General features: G+C 63.2%; 17 protein-coding genes. 10 read left to right on the forward strand and 7 right to left on the reverse strand.

From position 1 onward, the window contains the following. Positions 1-35: 35 nt before the first annotated feature. The 5 genes from Q2941_RS28560 to Q2941_RS28580 all read left to right on the forward strand — a co-directional run bounded on the left by Q2941_RS28560 (position 36) and on the right by Q2941_RS28580 (position 7,877). The gene (locus Q2941_RS28560) at positions 36-4,850 is read left to right on the forward strand and encodes an NAD-glutamate dehydrogenase (RefSeq protein WP_458194434.1); all 4,815 of its coding nucleotides are present in this window, start codon (positions 36-38) and stop codon (positions 4,848-4,850) included. A 24-nt stretch (positions 4,851-4,874) separates the two neighbouring features. Continuing rightward, on the forward strand, positions 4,875-5,216 hold the full coding sequence (locus tag Q2941_RS28565) for a hypothetical protein (RefSeq protein WP_027520778.1): 342 nt from the start codon (positions 4,875-4,877) through the stop codon (positions 5,214-5,216). 114 nt (positions 5,217-5,330) lie between these two features. After that, positions 5,331-6,350, forward strand: coding sequence for an alpha/beta hydrolase (locus Q2941_RS28570; RefSeq protein WP_458194435.1), 1,020 nt, complete (start codon positions 5,331-5,333; stop codon positions 6,348-6,350). A gap of 145 nt (positions 6,351-6,495) precedes the next feature. Continuing rightward, positions 6,496-7,059, forward strand: a complete 564-nt coding sequence (locus Q2941_RS28575) for a glycine-rich domain-containing protein (protein ID WP_254110069.1) — start codon at positions 6,496-6,498, stop codon at positions 7,057-7,059. Beyond that, positions 7,056-7,877 (forward strand): TIGR04222 domain-containing membrane protein, encoded by an 822-nt coding sequence (locus tag Q2941_RS28580; protein ID WP_458194436.1) that lies wholly within the window; start codon positions 7,056-7,058, stop codon positions 7,875-7,877. Before Q2941_RS28575 ends, Q2941_RS28580 begins: the two co-directional genes overlap by 4 nt. Positions 7,878-7,892: 15 nt before the next feature. Here Q2941_RS28580 and Q2941_RS28585 read toward each other — a convergent pair whose 3' ends face one another. Beyond that, the gene (locus tag Q2941_RS28585) at positions 7,893-9,224 is read right to left on the reverse strand and encodes a DUF3047 domain-containing protein (protein WP_458194437.1); all 1,332 of its coding nucleotides are present in this window, start codon (positions 9,222-9,224) and stop codon (positions 7,893-7,895) included. A gap of 18 nt (positions 9,225-9,242) precedes the next feature. Between Q2941_RS28585 and Q2941_RS28590 the strand changes: the two genes are divergently transcribed. Both Q2941_RS28590 and Q2941_RS28595 read left to right on the forward strand, forming a co-directional pair. Further along, a complete protein-coding gene (locus Q2941_RS28590; RefSeq protein WP_458194438.1) occupies positions 9,243-10,283 on the forward strand; it encodes a helix-turn-helix domain-containing protein in 1,041 nt (346 codons plus the stop codon). Positions 10,284-10,427: 144 nt separating this feature from the next. Continuing rightward, positions 10,428-11,189, forward strand: coding sequence for a pentapeptide repeat-containing protein (locus tag Q2941_RS28595; RefSeq protein WP_458194439.1), 762 nt, complete (start codon positions 10,428-10,430; stop codon positions 11,187-11,189). Between the two features lie 143 nt (positions 11,190-11,332). On the opposite strand, the gene Q2941_RS28600 is transcribed toward Q2941_RS28595, so the two are convergent. From Q2941_RS28600 to Q2941_RS28625, 6 genes are read right to left on the reverse strand one after another with little or no spacing between them, the layout of a single operon-like run. Continuing rightward, positions 11,333-12,376: an MBL fold metallo-hydrolase gene (locus Q2941_RS28600; RefSeq protein ID WP_458194440.1), complete on the reverse strand. Its 1,044-nt coding sequence runs from the start codon at positions 12,374-12,376 to the stop codon at positions 11,333-11,335. A gap of 46 nt (positions 12,377-12,422) precedes the next feature. After that, positions 12,423-12,815: a RidA family protein gene (locus Q2941_RS28605; RefSeq protein WP_027520785.1), complete on the reverse strand. Its 393-nt coding sequence runs from the start codon at positions 12,813-12,815 to the stop codon at positions 12,423-12,425. Positions 12,816-12,858: 43 nt separating this feature from the next. Further along, positions 12,859-14,172: an MFS transporter gene (locus tag Q2941_RS28610; protein ID WP_254110063.1), complete on the reverse strand. Its 1,314-nt coding sequence runs from the start codon at positions 14,170-14,172 to the stop codon at positions 12,859-12,861. A gap of 44 nt (positions 14,173-14,216) precedes the next feature. Further along, positions 14,217-15,005: an SDR family oxidoreductase gene (locus Q2941_RS28615; protein ID WP_027520786.1), complete on the reverse strand. Its 789-nt coding sequence runs from the start codon at positions 15,003-15,005 to the stop codon at positions 14,217-14,219. Further along, entirely contained in the window at positions 15,002-15,994 is a 993-nt protein-coding gene (locus Q2941_RS28620; RefSeq protein ID WP_458194441.1) for a D-2-hydroxyacid dehydrogenase family protein, read from the reverse strand. Before Q2941_RS28620 ends, Q2941_RS28615 begins: the two co-directional genes overlap by 4 nt. A 15-nt stretch (positions 15,995-16,009) precedes the next feature. Beyond that, complete coding sequence (locus tag Q2941_RS28625; protein ID WP_458194442.1) at positions 16,010-16,756, reverse strand: RraA family protein; 747 nt, start codon at positions 16,754-16,756, stop codon at positions 16,010-16,012. A 116-nt stretch (positions 16,757-16,872) separates the two neighbouring features. Here Q2941_RS28625 and Q2941_RS28630 point away from each other — a divergent pair, with 116 nt between their 5' ends. From Q2941_RS28630 to mctP, 3 genes are all read left to right on the forward strand, one after another. Next, positions 16,873-17,808 carry a LysR family transcriptional regulator gene (locus Q2941_RS28630; RefSeq protein ID WP_458194443.1) on the forward strand — a complete coding sequence of 312 codons (936 nt, stop codon included), beginning with the start codon at positions 16,873-16,875 and terminating at the stop codon, positions 17,806-17,808. 277 nt (positions 17,809-18,085) lie between these two features. Further along, a complete protein-coding gene (locus Q2941_RS28635; RefSeq protein ID WP_458194444.1) occupies positions 18,086-18,337 on the forward strand; it encodes a DUF3311 domain-containing protein in 252 nt (83 codons plus the stop codon). Between the two features lie 65 nt (positions 18,338-18,402). Beyond that, the gene (gene mctP / locus Q2941_RS28640) at positions 18,403-19,956 is read left to right on the forward strand and encodes a monocarboxylate uptake permease MctP (protein ID WP_458194445.1); all 1,554 of its coding nucleotides are present in this window, start codon (positions 18,403-18,405) and stop codon (positions 19,954-19,956) included. The last annotated feature ends 160 nt before the right edge of the window (positions 19,957-20,116 follow it).

Here is a 20,116-nt window from a genome sequence, read left to right on the forward strand (position 1 = left end):
TCCGTGCCCGGACGGCACGGGCAAGGGAGGACATGATGGCGTGGCGCGACGACAAGGCCCGGGCAACCCTCATCCGCGACGCGGCAGGAAGCGTCCAGCCGGGCAAGAGCCCCCGGGCCTTTGCCGAGCTTCTGTTCGGCTACACCAATCTCGAGGACCTCGCCAACCACGATTCCTCCTCGCTGGCTCTCCTCGCAGAGCAAGCCTGGGAGCATGTGCAGCGACGCACGGCAGGCAGTGCCGACATCCGCGTCGTCAATCCGACGATGCCCGACGGGCGCGAGATTTCCGTGCTCGAAATTCTCAACGACAACATGCCTTTCCTGTTCGACTCCACCATGGCGGAGCTCACCGAACAGGGCATCGAGGTCACCCTCGTCGCCCACCCGATCATCGCGGTGGAGCGCGATGACCAGGGCAAGCTGCTGCGCTTCTACGGCGAGGCATTGCCGGAAGGGGCAAGCGGCGCGCGGGAGAGCATGATCCACCTCCACATCACCCGCCTGGACGCCGAGGCCGACCAGCAGAAGCTGATCGTCGGCCTCACCAAGACGCTGAGCGACGTACGCGCCTGCGTCACCGACTGGCGAGCCATGCGGGACCGGGTCGAGCAGGCGATCAAGACGTTCACGTCCAACCCGCCGCCGCTCCCGATCGACGAGGTCGCCGAGGCCAACCAGTTCCTGCAATGGCTGTGCGCCGACAATTTCACCTTTCTGGGCGTGCGCGAATATCGCTTCTCGCCCGACAGCGATGCGTCGGACAACATCACGACCGGCGAAGGCCTCGGCATCCTGCGCGACCCGGATGCGAAGGTCCTGCGCCGCGGCAACGAAATGGTGGTGATGACATCGGAGATTCGCGAATTCATGCGCGAGCCCACCCTGCTCATCGTCATCAAGGCCAATGTCAACAGCCGTGTCCATCGCCGCATCCGGATGGACTATGTCGGCATCAAGCTCTACACGCCCGACGGCCGGCTCGAGGGCGAATTGCGCGTCGTCGGCCTGTTCACCTCGGGCGCCTATACGCGCTCGGTCCGGCAGATCCCCTATGTCCGCCACAAGGTGTCACGGGTGCTCCAGCGCGCGGGCTTCGACCCGAGTGGCCATTCGGGCAAGGCGTTCATGCATATTCTCGAAGAATATCCGCGTGACGAACTGTTCCAGATCGACGTTGACACGCTCTACGATTTCGTCATGGAGATCCTGATCCTCTATGAGCGCCCCCGCGTCCGGGCGCTGGCGCGGGTCGACAAGTTCGATCGCTTCGTCTCGATCCTCGTCTTCATTCCGCGCGACAAATACGACACCGACGTGCGTACGCGCGTCGCCAACTTCCTGGCGCAGGCCTTCCGTGGGACGCTGTCGGCCTCGTACGTGTCCTTCCCCGAAGGCGCATTGGCGCGCGTCCACTACATCATCGGGCGCTATGAAGGTAAGACTCCCGCCGTCGAACGCGCCACGCTGGAAGCCGGCATCAGCGCCATTGCCGCAACCTGGGCCGACAAGCTGAAGGCCGCATTGACTGCGTCGACCGATGGCATGCGGGCGCGCATGCTGGCCAATCGCTATGCCCAGGCCTTTAGCGGCGGCTATACCGAGGTTTTCACGGCGGAACAGGCGGTTGCCGACATCGCGACCGTCGAAAAGCTGACGACAGCCCGCCCGGTGACGATTTCGGTTCACCGCTTCGAGAGCAACGACGATCCCAGACGCTTCGGTCTGAAGGTCTTCTCGGACGCAGCGCCGCTGTCGCTGTCCTATCGCGTGCCGGTGATCGAAAATCACGGCCTGCGCGTGGTCAACGAACGCACCTATCAGATCGTGCCCGGTAACAGGCCTGAGCCGGTCTGGCTGCACGACATGACGATCGAGACCAGCGACGGCAAGCCGATCGAGATCAGCCCGGAATTGAGTCATCGCCTGGAAGCATCGATCATGGCAGTTGTCACCGATCGCGCTGAATCCGACGGATACAATGCCCTGATCCTGCGCACGGCCCTGGGCTGGCGGGAAGTCTCGAGCATCCGGGCGCTGTCCCGCTATTTGCACCAGATCCGCGCTCCGTTCAGCCAGGACTATATGTGGGAGACCTTGCGCAAGAACGCCGCGATCACCGCCAAGCTCGTCGCGCTGTTCCAGGCCCGCCTCGATCCGCGCCTCGCCCTTACCGAGGCCGAGCGTCTGGCGCGCGAGACGGCCCTCCTTGCCGAGATCGAGGAGCAGCTCAAATCCGTCGCCTCGCTCGATGAAGACCGCATCCTGCGCCGTTTCACCAATCTGGTGCAGTCGACCATCCGGACCAATCTGTGGCAGGTCGGCCAGGATGGACATCCGCGCCCGGTAATCTCCTTCAAGTTTGACGCCCGCGGGATCGAGGACCTGCCTGCGCCGCGACCGCTGTACGAGATTTTCGTCCACTCACCCCGTGTCGAAGGCATTCACCTGCGCTTCGGCAAGGTTGCGCGCGGCGGCCTGCGCTGGTCCGACCGGCCGCAGGATTTCCGCACCGAGATCCTGGGCCTCGTGAAGGCGCAACAGGTCAAGAACGCGGTGATCGTACCGGTCGGCGCCAAAGGCGGCTTCGTGCCCAAGCGCCTGCCGTCCCCTTCCAATCGCGACCACTTCATGGCGGAAGGTACCGAGGCCTATCGCATCTTCGTTCGCTCGCTGCTCGAACTCACCGACAATCTCGACGGCGACGACATCGTGCCGCCCGACTCCACGGTGCGGCATGACGGCGACGATCCGTACCTCGTCGTCGCTGCCGACAAGGGCACCGCCACCTTCTCCGACGTCGCCAACGCGATCTCGGCCGAGAAGAACCATTGGCTCGGCGACGCGTTCGCCTCCGGCGGCAGCCAGGGCTACGACCACAAGAAGATGGGGATCACGGCGCGCGGCGCCTGGGAGGCGGTCAAGCGCCACTTCCGCGAGCTCGGCACCGACATACAGACCATGCCGTTCACCGTTGCCGGCGTCGGCGACATGTCCGGCGATGTCTTCGGCAATGGCATGCTGCTCTCGCCGGCGACGAAGCTCGTCGCGGCTTTCGATCACCGGGACATCTTCATCGACCCCTCGCCCGATCCGGCGACCAGTTTGGCCGAGCGCCGGCGCCTGTTCGACCTGCCGCGATCGAGCTGGCAGGACTACGACAAGTCGCTGATCTCGCAAGGCGGCGGCGTGTTCTCGCGCTCGCTCAAGGCCATCCCGCTCGCACCGGAGGTGCGCGCCCTGCTCGATCTCGACAAGCCGCAGGCGACGCCCTTCGAAGTGATGACGGCGATCCTGAAAGCGCGTACGGACCTGCTGTGGTTTGGCGGCATCGGCACCTATATCCGCGCGTCCGCGGAGAGCGACGATCAGGCCGGCGACCGCGCCAACGATCCCATCCGCATCACCGGCACTGAGGTCCGCGCCAGGGTGATCGGCGAAGGCGCCAATCTCGGCGTCACCCAGCGCGGCCGCATCGAAGCGGCGCAGAAGGGCGTCAAGCTCAACACCGACGCCATCGACAATTCGGCCGGCGTGAACACCTCCGACGTCGAGGTCAACATCAAGATCGCGCTGGCCCGCCCCGAGCGCGAGGGGCGACTTACCCCCGCCGACCGCAACAGCCTGCTCGCTGCGATGACAGACGAGGTCGGCGCGCTGGTGCTGCGCAACAACTATCTGCAGACGCTGGCGCTCTCTCTCGCCGAACGCAAGGGCGTGGCCGAGACCGGTTTCCTCACCCGCCTGATGCAATCGCTCGAGCAGCGTGGTCTGCTCAGTCGCGCCGTGGAGTTCCTGCCGGATGACGCCGCGATCACCGATCGCACCAGGCGCGGGCAGTCCCTGACGCGGCCCGAACTTGCCGTGCTACTCGCCTACGCCAAGCTGACGCTCTACGATGACCTGCTCGTCACCAGCGTGCCTGACGATCCCTATCTTGCCCGCGAACTGTCCCAGTATTTCCCGAGCGAGGTCCAGGACAAATTCCCGACAGCGGTCGAATTCCATCGCCTGCGACGGGAGATCATCGCGACCAGTCTCGCCAATGCCGTCATCAACCGCGGCGGCCCAGCGTGTATCGTGCGCCTGATCGACGAGACGGATGCCGACATCCCCACCATCGTCATGGCCTATGTGGCGGTGGATGAATCCTACGGGCTCAAATGGCTGAATGACGGGATCGATAGACTCGACGCCTGCATCGACGGGCAATTGCAGCTGTCGCTCTATGCGGCAATCCAGGACCTTCTGCTGTCCCGCATGGTCTGGTACGTGCGCAATGTCGATTTCAAGGACGGCCTCGAGGCAGTGATCGCGCGCTTCGGCCCGGGTATCCGCGAGGTCACAGCCTCCCTCGACAACTCCTTGCCACCGGACTTGCAGGCCGTGCGCAGCAAACGCCGGCAGGAGCTCACCGAGGCCGGTGTTCCGGCCGGCCTTGCCGGCGAGCTCGCCGATCTCGAAGCGCTGATCGCGGCACCCGATATCGTGACGGTCGCCGAGCGCACCTCCCGCACCATCGGCGATGCCGCTGCGACCTTCTTCGCCGCGGAAGCCAATTTCCGTCTCGACCGCATCATCGCCGCGGCCCGCAGCGTGCCGGCCAACGACTATTTCGAACGCCTCGCCATCGATCGCGCCGTCGACCAGATCGCAGCCGCCGAAAGACGACTGGCTGCGGATATGCTTGCAACCGGCCGGTCCGGCCAGCAAGCCGTCGAGACCTGGCTCGCGACTCACCCCGAGGCAACGCGGATTCGCCGCTCGGTCGAGGACATCGCTGCCAGCGGCCTGACGCTCGCCAAGCTGACGGTGGCGGCGAACCTGCTGGGGGATCTGGTCAAGGGCTGACGCGCGCCCGCAACGGAGGGACCAATGATCCACGCGACTTGCCATACCGCAGACAACGTCGTCTGCCTCGAGTTCGATGCGACACCGTGGTTCAACGAGGCCGACGCTCCGAGCATTATCGATCTGGCCAAACGAGAATGGACGAGCGCAGCAATCGCGGAGTCGCTCGAGCGCAGGCAAGGATATGAACGCCTGCATAACCTCATGGAGTATGCGGCGAAGCGACTTCAAGAGGAGTCCCTGGAGGACCCGACCTGGGAAACCTTCGAGTGCGTCGTCGACGGGCCGGAGGCCCTGGCCTGGCTCGAGAAGAACCGGCCTGAAATTGTGGCGAGAATTCCGAGCCAGGGTCGGCGTGAGCGCTAACGCTTATCGGCCTTGACTGAAAGGGAACCGGGCTCGCCCTCTTCTCGCCGCCATCATCATTCACGGAGCTAGCAGGGCGGGGCAAACGGTGGGCAGTGTTCCCGAAGGTTCCGTGTGATCGTCCAACATCTTCTGCAACATGAAACTCGGCTGTCACGACGCGCGCTCGTGCGCGGGCTCGCGTCCTTCAGCGCCCTCGCGCTCGGCGGATGCTCAGGCTTGGGTGCGACCGGCGCGCGCTACGATGCATCGTCCCTCTCGGTTGACCCCACATTGCTCGTCACCACCACGCGCAAGCCCGTGAACGGCGGTCGCACGAAACCCTGGTTCGGGCCGGAGCGCGCCACCACGATGACGGTGGCACGGGCCAAGCTGGTGGCGCCGGACGACAGCCGTCTTTCCCTCGCCTCCGTCGGAATTGGCGATTGGCGCCTTGACCGGGTCGAGCCGGCGTCGGCCGAAATTGGCGATCTCCTCGCGCAGACCGGCGGAGGAGGCGACGTATTGATCTACGTGCACGGCTTCAAGCAGACATTCGAGACGGCGGCGCTCGATGCCGCCCATCTCTCCGATGGGATCAAGTTCCGCGGCCGGACCATGGTGTTCTCCTGGCCCTCCAAGGCAGGACTGTTCGACTATGCCTATGACCGCGACAGCGCGATGTGGTCCCGCGACGATTTCGAACGCGTGCTCTCGTCCATCGTGTCAGCGCCAGGTAGCGGCCGCGTGCACATCGTTGCGCACAGCATGGGAACCATGCTGACGCTCGAAAGCCTGCGTCAGCTCTATGCGCGATACGGCGACACCGTTACGGGCAGGATCGGCGCTGTGGTGTTCGCCGCGCCTGATATCGACATGGACGTGTTCTCGTCGGCGATCCACCGCATCGGTCCGCTTGCCGGCAAGATCACCGTGATCGCCGCGACGAACGATCGCGCACTGGCGCTGTCGGGGCGACTCGCCGGCGGAATGACACGGGTAGGCGCCGCCGAGAAGGCTGCCATCGAGCGGCTTGGCGTGCGCGTGATCGACGCCTCCGACGCCGGTTGGGGTATCATCAACCACGATCTGTTTCTGTCGAACGCCGACGTGCAACGCGTGATCCGCCGCTCGATCGACGGCACGGCCGCGTAAGAGGGCGCCCGCTCCCGGCCTGCCCGCCTTCGCGTATTGCCCGCTGCTGGACCGCGGGTGTCGTGGTCGGCCGGTTGCTTGACCGTCATCCCGGCCACGCGATCCCATGCTATCATGATGCGTGGACGATCATCGGGAGCCTCGGTTGCAGCGCCAGCAGTTCAAGATCGACATCCAGTCCGACGAGCCGGTCTGGACGCCGGCGCGACAGGAGCTGTGGCGACGCATCGAACAGCATGATTTCGAGCCCGACACGCCGCTGAACTTCACCCGGCGCCTCGCGCGCGACCACGGCTGGAGCATTGACGAGGCCCGCGCGGCCGTCGATGCCTATCGCCGCTTCTGCTTTCTCGCCATCGTCTCGCCGACCCCGGTCACGCCGAGCGAGATCGTCGACGAGGTCTGGCACCAGCATCTGATCTACTCACGCGACTATTGGTCGATCTGGTGCGGCGAAAGATTGCAGGCGCCTCTGCACCATGATCCTACTCCCGGCGGGCCCGAGGCCCAGGCGACCTATCGCCGGCAATACGCCGAGACGCTTGCGCTGCATGAACGCGCGTTCGGGCCGCCGAGCGCGGAGCTGTGGCCGGCGACACATCTGCGCTTCGGACGCCAACGCTATCATGTGACGGACCGCAACCGCTGGCTTATCATGCCCAGACCCATCGCCTGGATTCGCAGCCGATTGATGAGGACCAACCGATGACGTGGAATCCGCTGGACTGGACCGCCGGCCCTTTCCTGACTCTCTATCTGACCAGCGCTGCCATCATCTTCCTGCTGGGTTATCATTTCAGGTCGACGATCGGTCCCGCCGCAAACGTCACGCGCGAATTGAACGCGCTGGAAGTGGCCTATCTCGCCGGCGGTGCACGGCGCCTCGGCGATGTGATCCTGCTCAGCCTGACGTCGGGAAACGGCGCCACCATCGCTTCCAACGGCCGCAATATCACCGTCACCGACCAGACGCCGCTGACGACCATCATGCGCAAGCCGGCATCGCTCGCCGTCCAGCCGGACATGACGCGCCAGCAATTCCAGACCGCGGTCAAGCCGATCGTCCAACAAATTCAGGGGCGCCTGCAACAGCTCGGCTACGCCCCGACCGACGATCAGATGATGTCCTTCCATATGACGGTCCTCCCTTTCGTCGCGCTCCTCCTGGGTCTCGGAGCCATCAAGGCCTCCGTCGGCGCAGAGCGTCACCACCCGGTCGGCATCCTGATCTTCCTGCTCATCGTCACGGTGATCGGGGCCATCATGCTGGCGCAGCGCCCCATACGGACGCGAGCGGGCGATGAGGCCCTCGCAAGCCATCAGGTCTCCAACGCGCGGGCCTCACGCGCGCCGCGCGATCACGAGTTGCTTCTCGCCGTGGCGCTCTCCGGCACCGTCGTCCTGTCGGGCACACCCTACGCCCCGGTCTATGCCGCCTCAAAGACGATGAGCAGTGGTGGTGGCGATGGTGGCGGCGGATGTGGTGGGGGCGGCGGAGGCGGTGGCGGATGCGGCGGGTGCAGTTGAGGGACGCGGCTCGCACTAAACCTTGTGCACAGCGTTGTCGCCGGTGGTGACCGTGATGTCGGCGTAGCGGCAAGCGCCGCGCCGGCGCTGAAAGGGCGCGACTGCCAGCAACCAGATTTTCGAGATGGCTTTCGCCGATCCGCCGATATGGGCGGAGTAGTCTGCTGCGATGTCGCGTTGCTGCCCTTGCCAGGTCCCGAGATCTGCCTTCCCGGAACGGACGATCATATGCGTCTCGATCGCCTTCCAAGCGGGCAACGGGCACCGGAAAACCTTGCCTTCGGGCAAGTGCTCGCTCCAGATGTATGTCAGATCCTGCCCGTCCTCGAACTTCACGCCAATCGAGAGATAATCGTGGGTCGCAGCCTGGTCCTCCGGGGCGACGGATGGCAATCGATCGATCTTCCAGCGCCATGCGAGGCGCGGACGTGAGGCCAACGGAAGCGCCAGCGGCCTCTCGATGATACTGACGTGGCCCGTGGTGTCGCAGATGATCTCGCCGTCCGCGCCTTGGCTGAAGATTTCCTGTCCACCCCCAAAACCGAGCAGGTTCGACCAGCCCGCTGGCAGCTTGCCCCCACGCTCAAGACGCGCCAACTCGGAATTAAGCAGACCGCCCACATCGCCATGTGCCAGGAGGCTCTTGACGCCCACACCGGCATCCCCGCGCCACAGCAGAGCGATACCGGTAATGTTGACGTCCGCCTTCTTGTAGATGTCTTCCGGCGTACCCAGTACCCCGTCCTCGTTGGCCCATTCCGCTGCCGAACGCGCGACCTCGATCCGTCCATCGTGAGAGGCCGTCATGGTCCCCGTATCCAGCATCGGATTGTAGATCGGTCGGATGGCGCGCGTGCGCGCGTGGAAAATCAGGCCGGGACCGAACCAAAGATCGTGTTCGCGCGACAGCCACATTTTGCCGCTCAGGAGGAACGTCACCTGTTGGCCCCGCGCCGCGTCGAGACCAAGATCGGTCCATGGGAGATCAGTGCCGTTGATCTCAAAAGTTTTGTAGGCAACTAGTTCCGGTGAGCTCGCCTTCGCAATGATATCCTTGATCCCGCTCACCAGATCCGCTGGAGCCGGACCGCCCTGCTCTGCCGCTTGCGCCGTCCGCGACGCGGAGCCGGCAAACGGCAGGACCAGGCCGAGCGCCGATGCACGCAACATGACATCACGTCGGGAAATTTTCCCAGCTGGAGACGATAAGCCTAGGCAAGCAAAGCACATACATTCCTCCCTGGCCTCACTCGACGCGGGAGTTTGGCCGTGTTCATCGATGGGGATTCGAATGCTATACTTTCGCTCCGAATTCAGCCTGCCATGATGTGCCGACGTGGCAGCCAATTTGGCGCGTGAGGGCAGATGCACCAGACAGGTTACACACGCGCGAGCACGCTTGGTCCGATTGCCAAGGTCGTGACGGCAGCCGGGGGATCGATCGAGCGGGTCTTTCGCCGTGCCGATCTTCCCCTCGCCCTGCTGGAATCGCCGGACACGCTGTTGCCGCTGCGCGATCATTTCCGGCTGTTGATGGTGACTTCGCGGGAATTGCACGACGAAGTCTTTGCGGCCCGGCTTGGTCGACAGACGTCGATGGCTGGCCTCGGCGTTTTCGGCAGATGGGTCACTCAGGCCCCGACCTTGCTCGAGGCGATGCACCGCGCCGGGACGAGCCTGCCGCACATGCTGCAGACCGCCACGCAGCTGGTCGTCCGCCGACACGGCAGCGAAATTCACTGGTCGTATGAATTGACCGACCCTGCGCGCGACGGGCGCCAGCAGAACGAGATGCTCGCGATCTGGTACATGATCGCTGTCGTCAGGCATTTTGCCAGCGCATGGTGGCTGCCGAGCCGGATCATCTTTGAGGGTCTCCCGCCCCGGCTGCGATGTCCGATCGGCGAGTTGATGTGTACCGACACGGCGATTGGCAACACTGCCAGCGCGATCGTGTTCGACCGGCGGCTGCTGACGGCCGTCAACCCAAATCTCGGACGGGACGATGGGCTGACCGCGACCGAACTCGGACGCATTTTCGACCTGCCGGATCCAGAAGACCTGCCGGGCCGTCTTTCCGTACTGATCGAATTGGAGCTGCTCGATCGGCGTCCTACCCTTTCACGCATCGGAATCCGGTCGGGACTCGCGAGACGAACACTGCAGCGCAGGCTCAGCGAAGTCGGACTGAGCTATAGCGACCTGTTGCGAAACGCGCTGCAGCGACGGGCGGTGAAACTGCTGTGTCAGACGGACCGATCGATCAGCGAAATTGGATCAATGCTCGGCTATGACGACCCCGCCCACTTCAGCCGGGCCTTCGAGCGCTGGAGCGGTGTTCCTCCCACCCGTTGGCGGCGCCTACTTGAAGCGCGATTGCGGCCCCAAAACGTGTCGCCAGGATGATCTCGGGCCAAACAGAATAGTGCAAACGATCGAGTTGGACACTCGGTACCGTCCAGCACACAAAACTCCCCGAGCAAACGGCAGCGCGCGTGCGATGCGTTTCGGTTAAGATACCTCCTCCTGACGCATCCAGAGCCATTTCGCATGAACATCGACGCGCTCGCCCGAGAGATCAGCGCCGGCAAGCCTGTCCGGTCGCTCCAGATGTCCGACGATCACTCGCCCGAGATGGATTGCACCGGCATCTCATTTGCCGACTCGGTGTTCGAGCGGGTTCAGTTCTCCAATGCCGTCTTTGAGGACGCGCGCTTTGCCAATTGCAGGTTCGTGTCGTGTCGCTTCTCGCACGGACAGCTTTCGGGCGCCCGTTTCGAGAGCTGCAGCTTTGCCGATGAGGATGGCAACCGCTGCAGCTTTGCCTTTAGCGATCTGCAACGGGCCGCGTTCAGCGCGTGCGATTTGTCGCTGGCTTCGTTCGATCGAACCGAGCTTTTCGCAATCGAGATGCACGATTGCAATCTGACGGGGGCGAGGTTCACGAAGGTCGACTTCAGTCGTGCCCTGAGCCGCAAGCAGATCGAGACGCGGGCGCACTTTCATGCCTGCAAGATGGACCTGGTCGAGCTCTCCGAGGTGAAATTGCCGGGTTGCAGCCTTTTCGGCAACCGGCTTCGTGAAGCCGATTTGTCCGGCGCCGACCTGACCGATGCCGACCTGACGGACTGTGACCTGTTCCAGGCCATCCTCGATGGTGCAAAGCTCGCCGGTGCCGACCTTACCGGAGCTGAAGTGAGTGGATTGAACCTAACGACGCTTGCCGACTTCGCTGGCCTGAAGATCAGCGACGATCAAATGTTTCGGCTGCTCGACGCCATGGGGATATCGGTACGCACGCGGGGGCGATGACCGGCCTCTGAGGTCGCATGCGCGCCACCGAGTTCGTCATGCCGGCCATGAGCTGATGGATCACGCCTGGGAGGCCGCGAACACGCCGCCGGTCTTTTCGCCGGGCACAGATGGCGTGATGACTCCTGTGGAACGGCGCAGCCTCATCCGCCGACCTTACCCTGCGAGTAATTCAAGGGCACGTATGCGTACGCCTTCTCGCCGTTGCGTCGGACGTGGCCCAGTCCAGGAAAAGATATGTGCGCGCCCCCGACCAAATGGCCATTCTCCGCGGCATCTGCAAAGGCGAGCTCGTGGACGTGCTGGGCCTCTCCCACGTCCACATCGTAACCGATTGTGACGGACGGGTCCTCGAACTGCACCGCCGCGACGTGGACAACGTCGCCCCACAGAACGAGCTTTTCGCTTCTGCTCTCGACCACGTACATGGTGTGACCGGGCGTGTGCCCATACGCTGCTTGCGCACGCACGCCGGCGATGAGGTCGGTATCGCCATCGAATACGACGAGCCTGCCGGCCTGCATGTAGGGGGTGATCGAAACCATGGCGGCCTGAAAGAAGCGCTTCGCCTCCGTTGGGGCGGCGCGCATATTTGCCTCGCTGAGCCAGAAATCGGCGTCACGCCTGTCGACGCGCACGATCGCGTTAGGAAAGGCGCGTTTCCCCCCGGCCATGAGCCCGCCGACATGATCAGCATGCAGATGCGTGAGATAGATCTCGTCGACCTGCTCCGGTTGATAACCCGCGGCGCGAAGATTGCTTAAGAGACGACCGGTCGAGGGTCCCAACAACGAGTCGGCGCCTGCGTCGATCAGCACCAGCTTGCGACCGGTATTCACCAGAAACGAATTATGGGAGGTCTCGACAAGGGCGCCGAGATAGTTGCGTTTCAGTGCTTCCTCGAGCCGAGCAGGGTCGCCCTTCAGCAGCTTCGTAGCAGGGAGCATGTTGGTGCCGTCGGACAACACCACCACCTCGAAGTCACCGAGCGTCAATCGATAGAACGCAGGCGCGTCGCCTTTCGCCATGGGCGCATCTGCAAGCACCGCTGTCGGCGCTCCCGCCCCCAGGCAGCAAAGGCAGCCGGCGGCCAGGAAGGAACGGCGGCTGAGATCGATGGCGCTGCTGATGGTCGGCTCTTGCCGGGCGGAGCGTTTCGAACGATCAAACAAGCGATCAAGCATCATGCGGGACAACCCTGTGGACGTTGGAGTCCTCATTAGAAAGAAACGATTATTGCCGTTCCTCGATCACGGCCATGAAGTCACATAGCACCAAGGCAGGTCCCTCCACCTGCAGGGGCTGGGCATGCCGGGCCGGACGGGACTGAGGGTCAGGAAACATGCGCAACCACTCCGCGTTCAGCGGCTCGCGGTTATTTCGATCCCGTATGAACACATTTACTTTGATGATGTCGTCCGTCGTTCCGCCAGCCGCTTCAATCACGGACTTCACGTTCCCAAACATGTTTGCGCATTGGGCGGCCAGGTCATCCGGGATGACATGAGTGGCCGGGTCGACCGGTTGAATGGCGCCCGAGACGACGATGTTGGCGATACGGCAGGCATTCGGCACCGGAAATTTATGCGCGATCTCGGAAACGGTAACGCTCTTGCGGCCAGGCATGGCGGGACTCCTCATCATCTTCACGTGGCAGTTTCGCGCGTCATCACGGGGTTGCGGGACCTGGCTGGGTCGTGACGACGGCGAGATTTTTTCCGGCGTCGGGCCTGATCTCGTCTTCCACGCCGGACTTAAGGCTGATGCCCTTCGTTTCGGGCAGCAGTAGCGTGGCGACCAGGGCGATGCCGTAGCCGATCAACGCCACGAGCCCGATCGCCTCAGCCAGCGTGATCCACTGGGCCAGGATTCCAATGCAGGAAACCGCAGCCGCGCCGACCGCCTTGCCGAAATTGTAGGCGAAGCTTTGGCCGTTGGCCCGGATCGCTGTCGGAAACAGCTCCGTGAAGAACGGTCCCAGCACGGCATAGTTGCCGATCGTGAAGAAACCGAATGGCACTCCGAGCAGGATCAGCGTCCAGCCGGAGAGCGGCAGGAACATGTAGGCGACGGTCACGACCCAGGAGCAGACCAGGAACAGCTGAAACGTCCGGCGGCGACCAAGCTGATCCGACAGATAGGCACTCACCAGAAAGCCGAAGAAGGCTCCACCAGTCACGAAGAACACGTAGTACCCCGAGGCGCTTGGTGACAAATGGCGAATGGTCTTCATGAAAGTGGGCAGCCAGTTCACGATGGCTCCGCCGACACCGATCACGCCGAAGGCCAGAAGCGACGACAGAATGGTGGTCGGAAGAATGGCGGGCCGGAAGATGGCCGCCAGGCCGGGGAGTTGGTCCCTCTCCGCGAGAGCGGCGCGCGTATTTGTGTACACCTCCGGCTCTGTGAGGCCGCGACGCAGATAGAGAACAAGCAGCCCGGGCAAGACGCCGATCATCAGCAGAACGCGCCAGCCATAATCGTGCGGAAGGAGCGCGAAAACGACACCCGCCAGAATGGCGGCCATGCTCCAGCCGATGCCGAAACCGCTTTGGACGCAACCCACGGCTTTGCCGCGATGTGCCGGGCGGATGATCTCACCCATCAGAACCGCGCCCGCGGCCCATTCACCGCCGAACCCCAGTCCTTGCAGCACGCGCACGACGATGAGTTGATCGAAATCCCGGGTGAACCCGGCGATGAAGGTGAACAGCGAAAACCAGAGGATCGTGAACTGCATCACCCGAACTCGGCCGAACCGATCGGCCAAATATCCGCAGGCCCAACCACCGATCGCTGCGGAAAGAAGAGTTGCCGTTGCGAGGTAGCCTGCCTGCGCCGTGCTCATCCCCCAGGCCGCGATCAGGACAGGGAGCGCGAAACTGAAGAGCTGCGCGTCCATGGCGTCGACCGCCCAGCCCGCGAAACAACTCCAAAACGTACTACGCTCACGGTCAGTCAATTCCCGATACCAACCGAACATCTGATCCGTCCCTGGATTTGTTTTTTGTTGTTTGTTTGCGCTTGTTAGACGACGAGAGGCGTCAGACCTCCGTCCATCGTCACGGAGGCGCCGGTCACGTACGACGCCCGTGCGCTTGCGAGGTACAGCACAGCATCGGCCACCTCCTCCGGGTTGGCATATCGGCCGAGCGGAATGCGCTGCTGATTTTGTCGGAGCAGTTCCTCTGGCGGCTTGCCGGTCAGGCGGGACTCAGCCTCGAGCGACATCTGCACACGATCGGTGAGCGTGGCTCCGGGGTTGACCACGTTGATGCGGACGCCGGCATGTCCCCAGGCCGCCGCCAGTCCGGCAGAGGCGAGCATGAGCGCGGCGTTTGCGGCTCCGCCCGGCAGGTGGATCGGAGACGCGATCTTGCCGCCGGTGCCGACGATGTTGACGATCGCACCGGCCCGGCGAGCGACCATCCGGGGCAAGGCGAAGTCGATCGCGTTCATGTAGGAGAAGAATTTCGCGTCCATGGCAATCCGCCACTTGTCCGTCGTCAGCTCGCTCGGGGGAACGCGCTTGGCGCCTCCGGCCGAGTTAACGAGAACAGCGAGGGGGCCAACCTGCTCCTCAACCGCTACGACCACCTTTTCCGCATCCGATGGATTGGACAGATCGCCCGCGAAGCAGGCGACGCTAATGTCGTGCTCGCCAAGCGCGGCTCGGGCCTTGTCCAGATTGGCCTCGTTGCGCGACGCAATTGCCACGCGGGCCCCTTCTCGTCCGAAGGCCTGGGCGCAGGCAAGACCGATGCCTTTGCTGCCGCCGGTGATCAGGACGACCTTTCCGTCCAGTTCGAGATTCATTGGCACGATTCCTGTTTGAGCGAGGCCGGATTGCGAACGTTGATTGGCGTGCCGCGCGCGAATGCCACGATCTGGTCGAAGGCGTTGCCGTAGCCGAACTCGTAATTGTCACGCTCCACATAGCCGAGATGTGGCGTACACAGGGCATTTGGCAGCCGAAGGAGCGGATCGTCGGGATTCGTGAGCGGCTCGCGCTCGAAGACGTCCACCGCCGCCTTGCCCGGCCGCCCCTGCTTTAGAGCTGTCACCAGAGCGCCGGGCTTAATCAGTTCTGCCCGGCTGGTATTCACGAGCAGCGCGGTTGGCTTCATCCGGGCGAGGTCGTCCGGGCCGATCATTCCCGCGGTGTCCGCGCTCAAGCGCAGATGCAAACTCAAGATATCTGACTGTTCGAACAGCTCCTTCGCGTTCGCTGCCACATGGTAGCCTGCGGCCGCCGCCCGCTCGAGCGATCCCTGCCGCCCCCACACCAGCAGCTTCATTCCGAATGCGACACCGATTTCCGCCACAAGAGCGCCAAGCTTGCCGAAGCCGTAGACGCCGAGCGTCCGGCCATGCAGTCCCAACCCGATCGTCGACTGCCATCGTCCCGAGCGCAAGGAGCAGCTTTCGAAGGGGATGTTGCGCACCGCAGCCAAGATGAGGCCCCAGGTCAACTCGACCGTGCAATGAGAGGGGCGCCCGCCCAAGGCCGAGCAGACGACCACATCGTGCCGTGTGCAGGCGTCGAGATCGATGTGGGGCACGTGCCCGTTCTGGCTGATCAGCTTGAGCTTCGGCAGGCGGCTGAGCAGCGCCGCGTCCACCTTGGTGCGCTCCCGCATCAGCACGAGCGCATCGCTCTCGGCCAGCCGCCCGGCCAAGGCGTCGAGATCCCCGACATGGTCGTTCCAGATCGTCACCTCGTGCCCCCGCAGTTTCTTGAAGCAGTCGAGGCTTCGCACCACGTCCTGATAGTCGTCGATGACGGCAACGCGCAGCCGCTGCATGGGATGGCTCCGCGCTCAAGCGTTGGTCGGGAGATCTGCGACCGAAACGCCGGCATCGATGGCTTCGCATTTCCGACTTTCGAACGATGCCTTCTGGAGTGCGCGCACCAGCACCTCCGGTGCACGGTCGCGCGGGATGAAGCACACGCCGGTCTCATCAGCGACCACGATATCGCCCGGCGAAACGCGAACGCCGGCCACCTGAATGTCTCCGTTGATCTCGACGGTCTCGATGCGCCACTTGCCGGTCACCGGCGTGATCTCGGTGGCCCAGATCGGATAGCCGACACGCCTGGAGTGACCGACGTCGCGGACGCCGCCGTGCACGATGGCACCGGCCTCGCCCTGCCGCTTACCGGTTTGCGCCGAAATACCGCCCATGTTGGAAATGCCGGCGACGCCATCGATCACCACCACGTCGCCGGGAAGCGCGAGGTTGTGCGCCTCGAATTCCGCCATGCGATTGACGTGCTCGCGCGCGGTTTCATAGACGTGCTCGCGCTGAAGAATGTTGCGCACCGTCAGCGCCGGGCCGACGATGGCTGAGCCCGCGATAGTGGGCTTCAGCAACGACGCCCCGATCGCCCCGGTGATGCCCATCTCATCCATGATGTCCGAAATCACGCTGGTGGCATCTCCGATCGACTTGAAGCCTTCAACCAGCCCGCGAGGGGGGCGAGGGGCGCCCGCGAGGCGTATCCGGTCGGGAGCGATTTTCCCCGTGAGTTTCGGCAGGCGGTCCTCGGTGACGGCGGGATTCATGCGATAGGGCTTCCTCAGGTGCTCTTGCGAGACCCATGCTTGGCGGCCTCGGTTTATAAGTTGCGCAAATCATTTCCCCAGTCCAATTTAGATTTTGATGGACCATCATCATCTGGGTGAATAACGTGCGTTTCGACCTAAACCTGGCCGCCGTACTGGAAGCCATCATGTTGGAGCGCAACGTGACGCGTGCCGCGGCCAGCCTCGGCATGAGCCAGCCGGCGGTCAGCAACGCGCTACGACGCGCGCGTGCCCTTGCCGGGGATCGGTTGTTCCTGAAGGCGGCCGCCGGGGTGCAACCCACGGCACGAATGCTGGCAATCTGGCCAGAGCTTCATCGCTCGCTCGGGATGATCCGCTCGTCGATCACGCCGCAGCATTTCGACCCTCGTACAGAGACGACGACCTTCCGATTTGCAGTCACTGACAGCCTGGCCGTGGAAGCGGTCTCCGCCGTAACGTTGAGGTTGAGAGCTGCCGCGCCGCTGGCACGGATCGCGTTTTCCTTTCACACCAATGCAAATTCCCTGGCGGGGATTGAGCGTGGGACGTTGGACTGTGCGGTCGGCATGTTCCCGGCCCTCCCCAGGCACATGCACGTCCAAGGCGTGCGCACGGATCAATATATTTGCGTGATGCGCCGGGAACATGAATTGGCCCACCGGCTGACCCTGAAACGGTTTGTCGCGGCCGATCATGTTTTGGTCACGCCATCCGGCACCGACCTGGGCGTGGTCGATGGATGGCTCAGCTTGCAGGGCCACACACGATCGATTGCGGCGGTGGTCAACCACTTCGCTGATGCTTTACGAATTGTCGCGGAAAGCGACTTGCTGACCTGCGTGCCGCAAAGTTACGTCGACGGCTATGGCCGGTCCCTCATCGCGAAGCACGAGCTCGCAGCCTTCGCGTTACCGTTCGAAACCGAGCGAATTCTTCACAAAATGATCTGGCACGAGCGTCTTCACGCGCATCCTGCGCACCAGTGGTTTCGCGACTTGGTCGCCGACGCCTGTAGTCTCCCTGCTGGCAGTGAAACTCCTACGCCTTAGTTCGGAATGCTGACGGTCACCGATAAGATGGACCGCGATGGACGAGCGGAGCAATCGCGAGGATTGCCGCCTCAACTCGTCGCGGCGCGCTGAAAGCGCGCCATAGCCGAAACGGGACAGGAACTCGGGAACAGGTGATGCGTTACGACGACGGCGCGGATGAGAAGGCCGCGTGGAGGTGACAAGCCCCAACTTTTGCTGCCGGGATAATCGAGTTAGCTCCGCTACCGTCCGCATCATTGACCGGCATTCTCGCACCTCGGTGAAGGAGGCCTCCATGTCAAACGGCGTCGGTTCGAGACACAGCATCCAGGAAGCAGCCGGCGGCCGGCAGGACGAAAAACGCGCCGGATGGAGCTGGTGGTACCTGCTCCTCCTCATTCAATTCGTCGCCGTTCTCTGGCCGCCGTTCTACAACATGGCCGAGCCCGAGCTCATCGGCATCCCATTCTTCTACTGGTACCAGCTTCTCTGGGTCATCATTGGAGCCATCCTGACTGCAATGGTCTATTTCGCGACGGAGGAATAGCCCGCTCGCGGGCGCAATCACGCAAGGGGAAACGATAACGAGGAGGGCCAATCGGGAGGAGTGCCGTGCAGGACGTCAACTGGACTGCCTTGATCATCTTCCTGGTGCTGTTTGCGCTGATCACGTGGCTCGGCTTTGCAGCCGCGCATTGGCGCAAGGGCGACCTCGATCAGTTGCATGAATGGGGGCTTGGCGGACGTCGCTTCGGCACAATCGTCACCTGGTTCTTGATTGGCGGCGACCTCTACACGGCCTACACCTTCATTGCGGTTCCGGCGCTGGCTTTCGGGGCCGGCGCGGTCGCCTTCTTTGCTGTCCCGTATACGATCATCGCTTACCCCATCCTCTTCCTGGTTTTTCCACGGCTTTGGTACGTCTGCCACCGGCACAACTACATCACGGCTGCCGACTTCGTCCGCGGGCGCTTCGGCAATCGCTGGCTCGCACTGGCGATGGCGGTCACCGGCATCGTCGCGACATTGCCCTATATTGCGCTCCAGCTTGTCGGGCTTCAGGTCGTGATCGGAGGGATGGGCGTTTCCGGCGAGGGCTATAGTGGCGACCTGCCGCTGCTGTTCGCGTTCATCATCCTCGCAGCCTTCACCTATTCGAGCGGACTGCGGGCCCCCGCGTCAATCGCCATCGTCAAGGACATCCTGATCTACATCACGGCGTTCGCTACCATCGTCGCCGTTCCCATACAGCTTGGCGGTTTTGAGAAGATCTTCGCAGCCGTACCGGATTCGAAACTCCTGCTGGCTACGCCCGGCGCCAACACGACCGGCGCGTACGGCGCCTACGCGACGCTGGCGCTCGGATCGGCGCTGGCGCTCTTCCTTTACCCCCATTCGATCACGGGTATCCTAAGCGCCAGCAGCGGACGCGCCGTCAGGCGCAACGCGGCACTTCTGCCTGCCTATTCATTCATGCTTGGCCTGCTTGCGCTCGTCGGCTTCTTTGCAATTGCCGCAGGCGTCGGCACGCTTCCCGAATATGCGACCGGCTTCAAACAGTTCGGCAACAATTTCGCGGTGCCGGCCCTGTTCCTCCACAGCTTCCCGTCATGGTTCGTCGGCATCGCCTTTGCCGCCATCGGCATCGGAGCGCTCGTGCCCGCCGCGATTATGTCGATCGCTGCCGCCAATCTCTACACGCGCAACATTCACCGCGAATTCATCAACGGCGCGCCCACCGACAAGCAGGAAGCGCAGATGGCAAAGTGGGTGTCGCTCATCGTCAAGTTCGGCGCGCTGGCCTTCATCGTGTTCGTGCCATCGAAATTTGCGATCTACCTGCAGCTCCTCGGCGGAATCTGGATCATCCAGACGCTGCCTGCCGTGATGCTCGGCGTCTACACGCGATGGTTCAACGATTGGGCGCTACTCATCGGATGGGCCGCGGGAATTGTTGCGGGAACCGCGATGTTCGTCGCCGCGAACCTTACCCCGACCTATGCCCTTGCGGTAGGCGAGTTCGCCTTTCCCGGCTATTCGGCGCTGTACGCCGTGGTCCTCAACCTCATTCTGACACTCGTCCTCACGCCGCTGTTCAATCTCGTCAGCCGCACTTCGGCCGATGAGACTCTCGCGACCGAATATCGGGCGCCGTTGCGAACCTGAGAAAGCATCGCAAGACGGAAAAGCGCAGTGTCACAGTCCGGTTGCGTCCGGCGGAAAACGCCATTGAGAGTACGGTGCCCGTCAGGCTTCCCGGACCTCTCGCCGAATATCACCGGCTCTATCCCAACTTTGTCTTGGCAACTAATTCTTGGCGCAACTA

The organism is Bradyrhizobium sp. UFLA05-153 (assembly GCF_054185185.1).

Bases quoted from the DNA above. Each gene is read 5' to 3' on its own strand.
- Q2941_RS28560 (WP_458194434.1), top strand. From the start codon at position 36: ATGGCGTGGCGCGACGACAAGGCCCGGGCAACCCTCATCCGCGACGCG.
- Q2941_RS28565 (WP_027520778.1), top strand. From the start codon at position 4,875: ATGATCCACGCGACTTGCCATACCGCAGACAACGTCGTCTGCCTCGAG.
- Q2941_RS28580 (WP_458194436.1), top strand. From the start codon at position 7,056: ATGACGTGGAATCCGCTGGACTGGACCGCCGGCCCTTTCCTGACTCTC.
- Q2941_RS28590 (WP_458194438.1), top strand. From the start codon at position 9,243: ATGCACCAGACAGGTTACACACGCGCGAGCACGCTTGGTCCGATTGCC.
- Q2941_RS28595 (WP_458194439.1), top strand. From the start codon at position 10,428: ATGAACATCGACGCGCTCGCCCGAGAGATCAGCGCCGGCAAGCCTGTC.
- Q2941_RS28600 (WP_458194440.1), bottom strand. From the start codon at position 12,376: ATGATGCTTGATCGCTTGTTTGATCGTTCGAAACGCTCCGCCCGGCAA.
- Q2941_RS28605 (WP_027520785.1), bottom strand. From the start codon at position 12,815: ATGCCTGGCCGCAAGAGCGTTACCGTTTCCGAGATCGCGCATAAATTT.
- Q2941_RS28610 (WP_254110063.1), bottom strand. From the start codon at position 14,172: ATGTTCGGTTGGTATCGGGAATTGACTGACCGTGAGCGTAGTACGTTT.
- Q2941_RS28615 (WP_027520786.1), bottom strand. From the start codon at position 15,005: ATGAATCTCGAACTGGACGGAAAGGTCGTCCTGATCACCGGCGGCAGC.
- Q2941_RS28620 (WP_458194441.1), bottom strand. From the start codon at position 15,994: ATGCAGCGGCTGCGCGTTGCCGTCATCGACGACTATCAGGACGTGGTG.
- Q2941_RS28625 (WP_458194442.1), bottom strand. From the start codon at position 16,756: ATGAATCCCGCCGTCACCGAGGACCGCCTGCCGAAACTCACGGGGAAA.
- Q2941_RS28635 (WP_458194444.1), top strand. From the start codon at position 18,086: ATGTCAAACGGCGTCGGTTCGAGACACAGCATCCAGGAAGCAGCCGGC.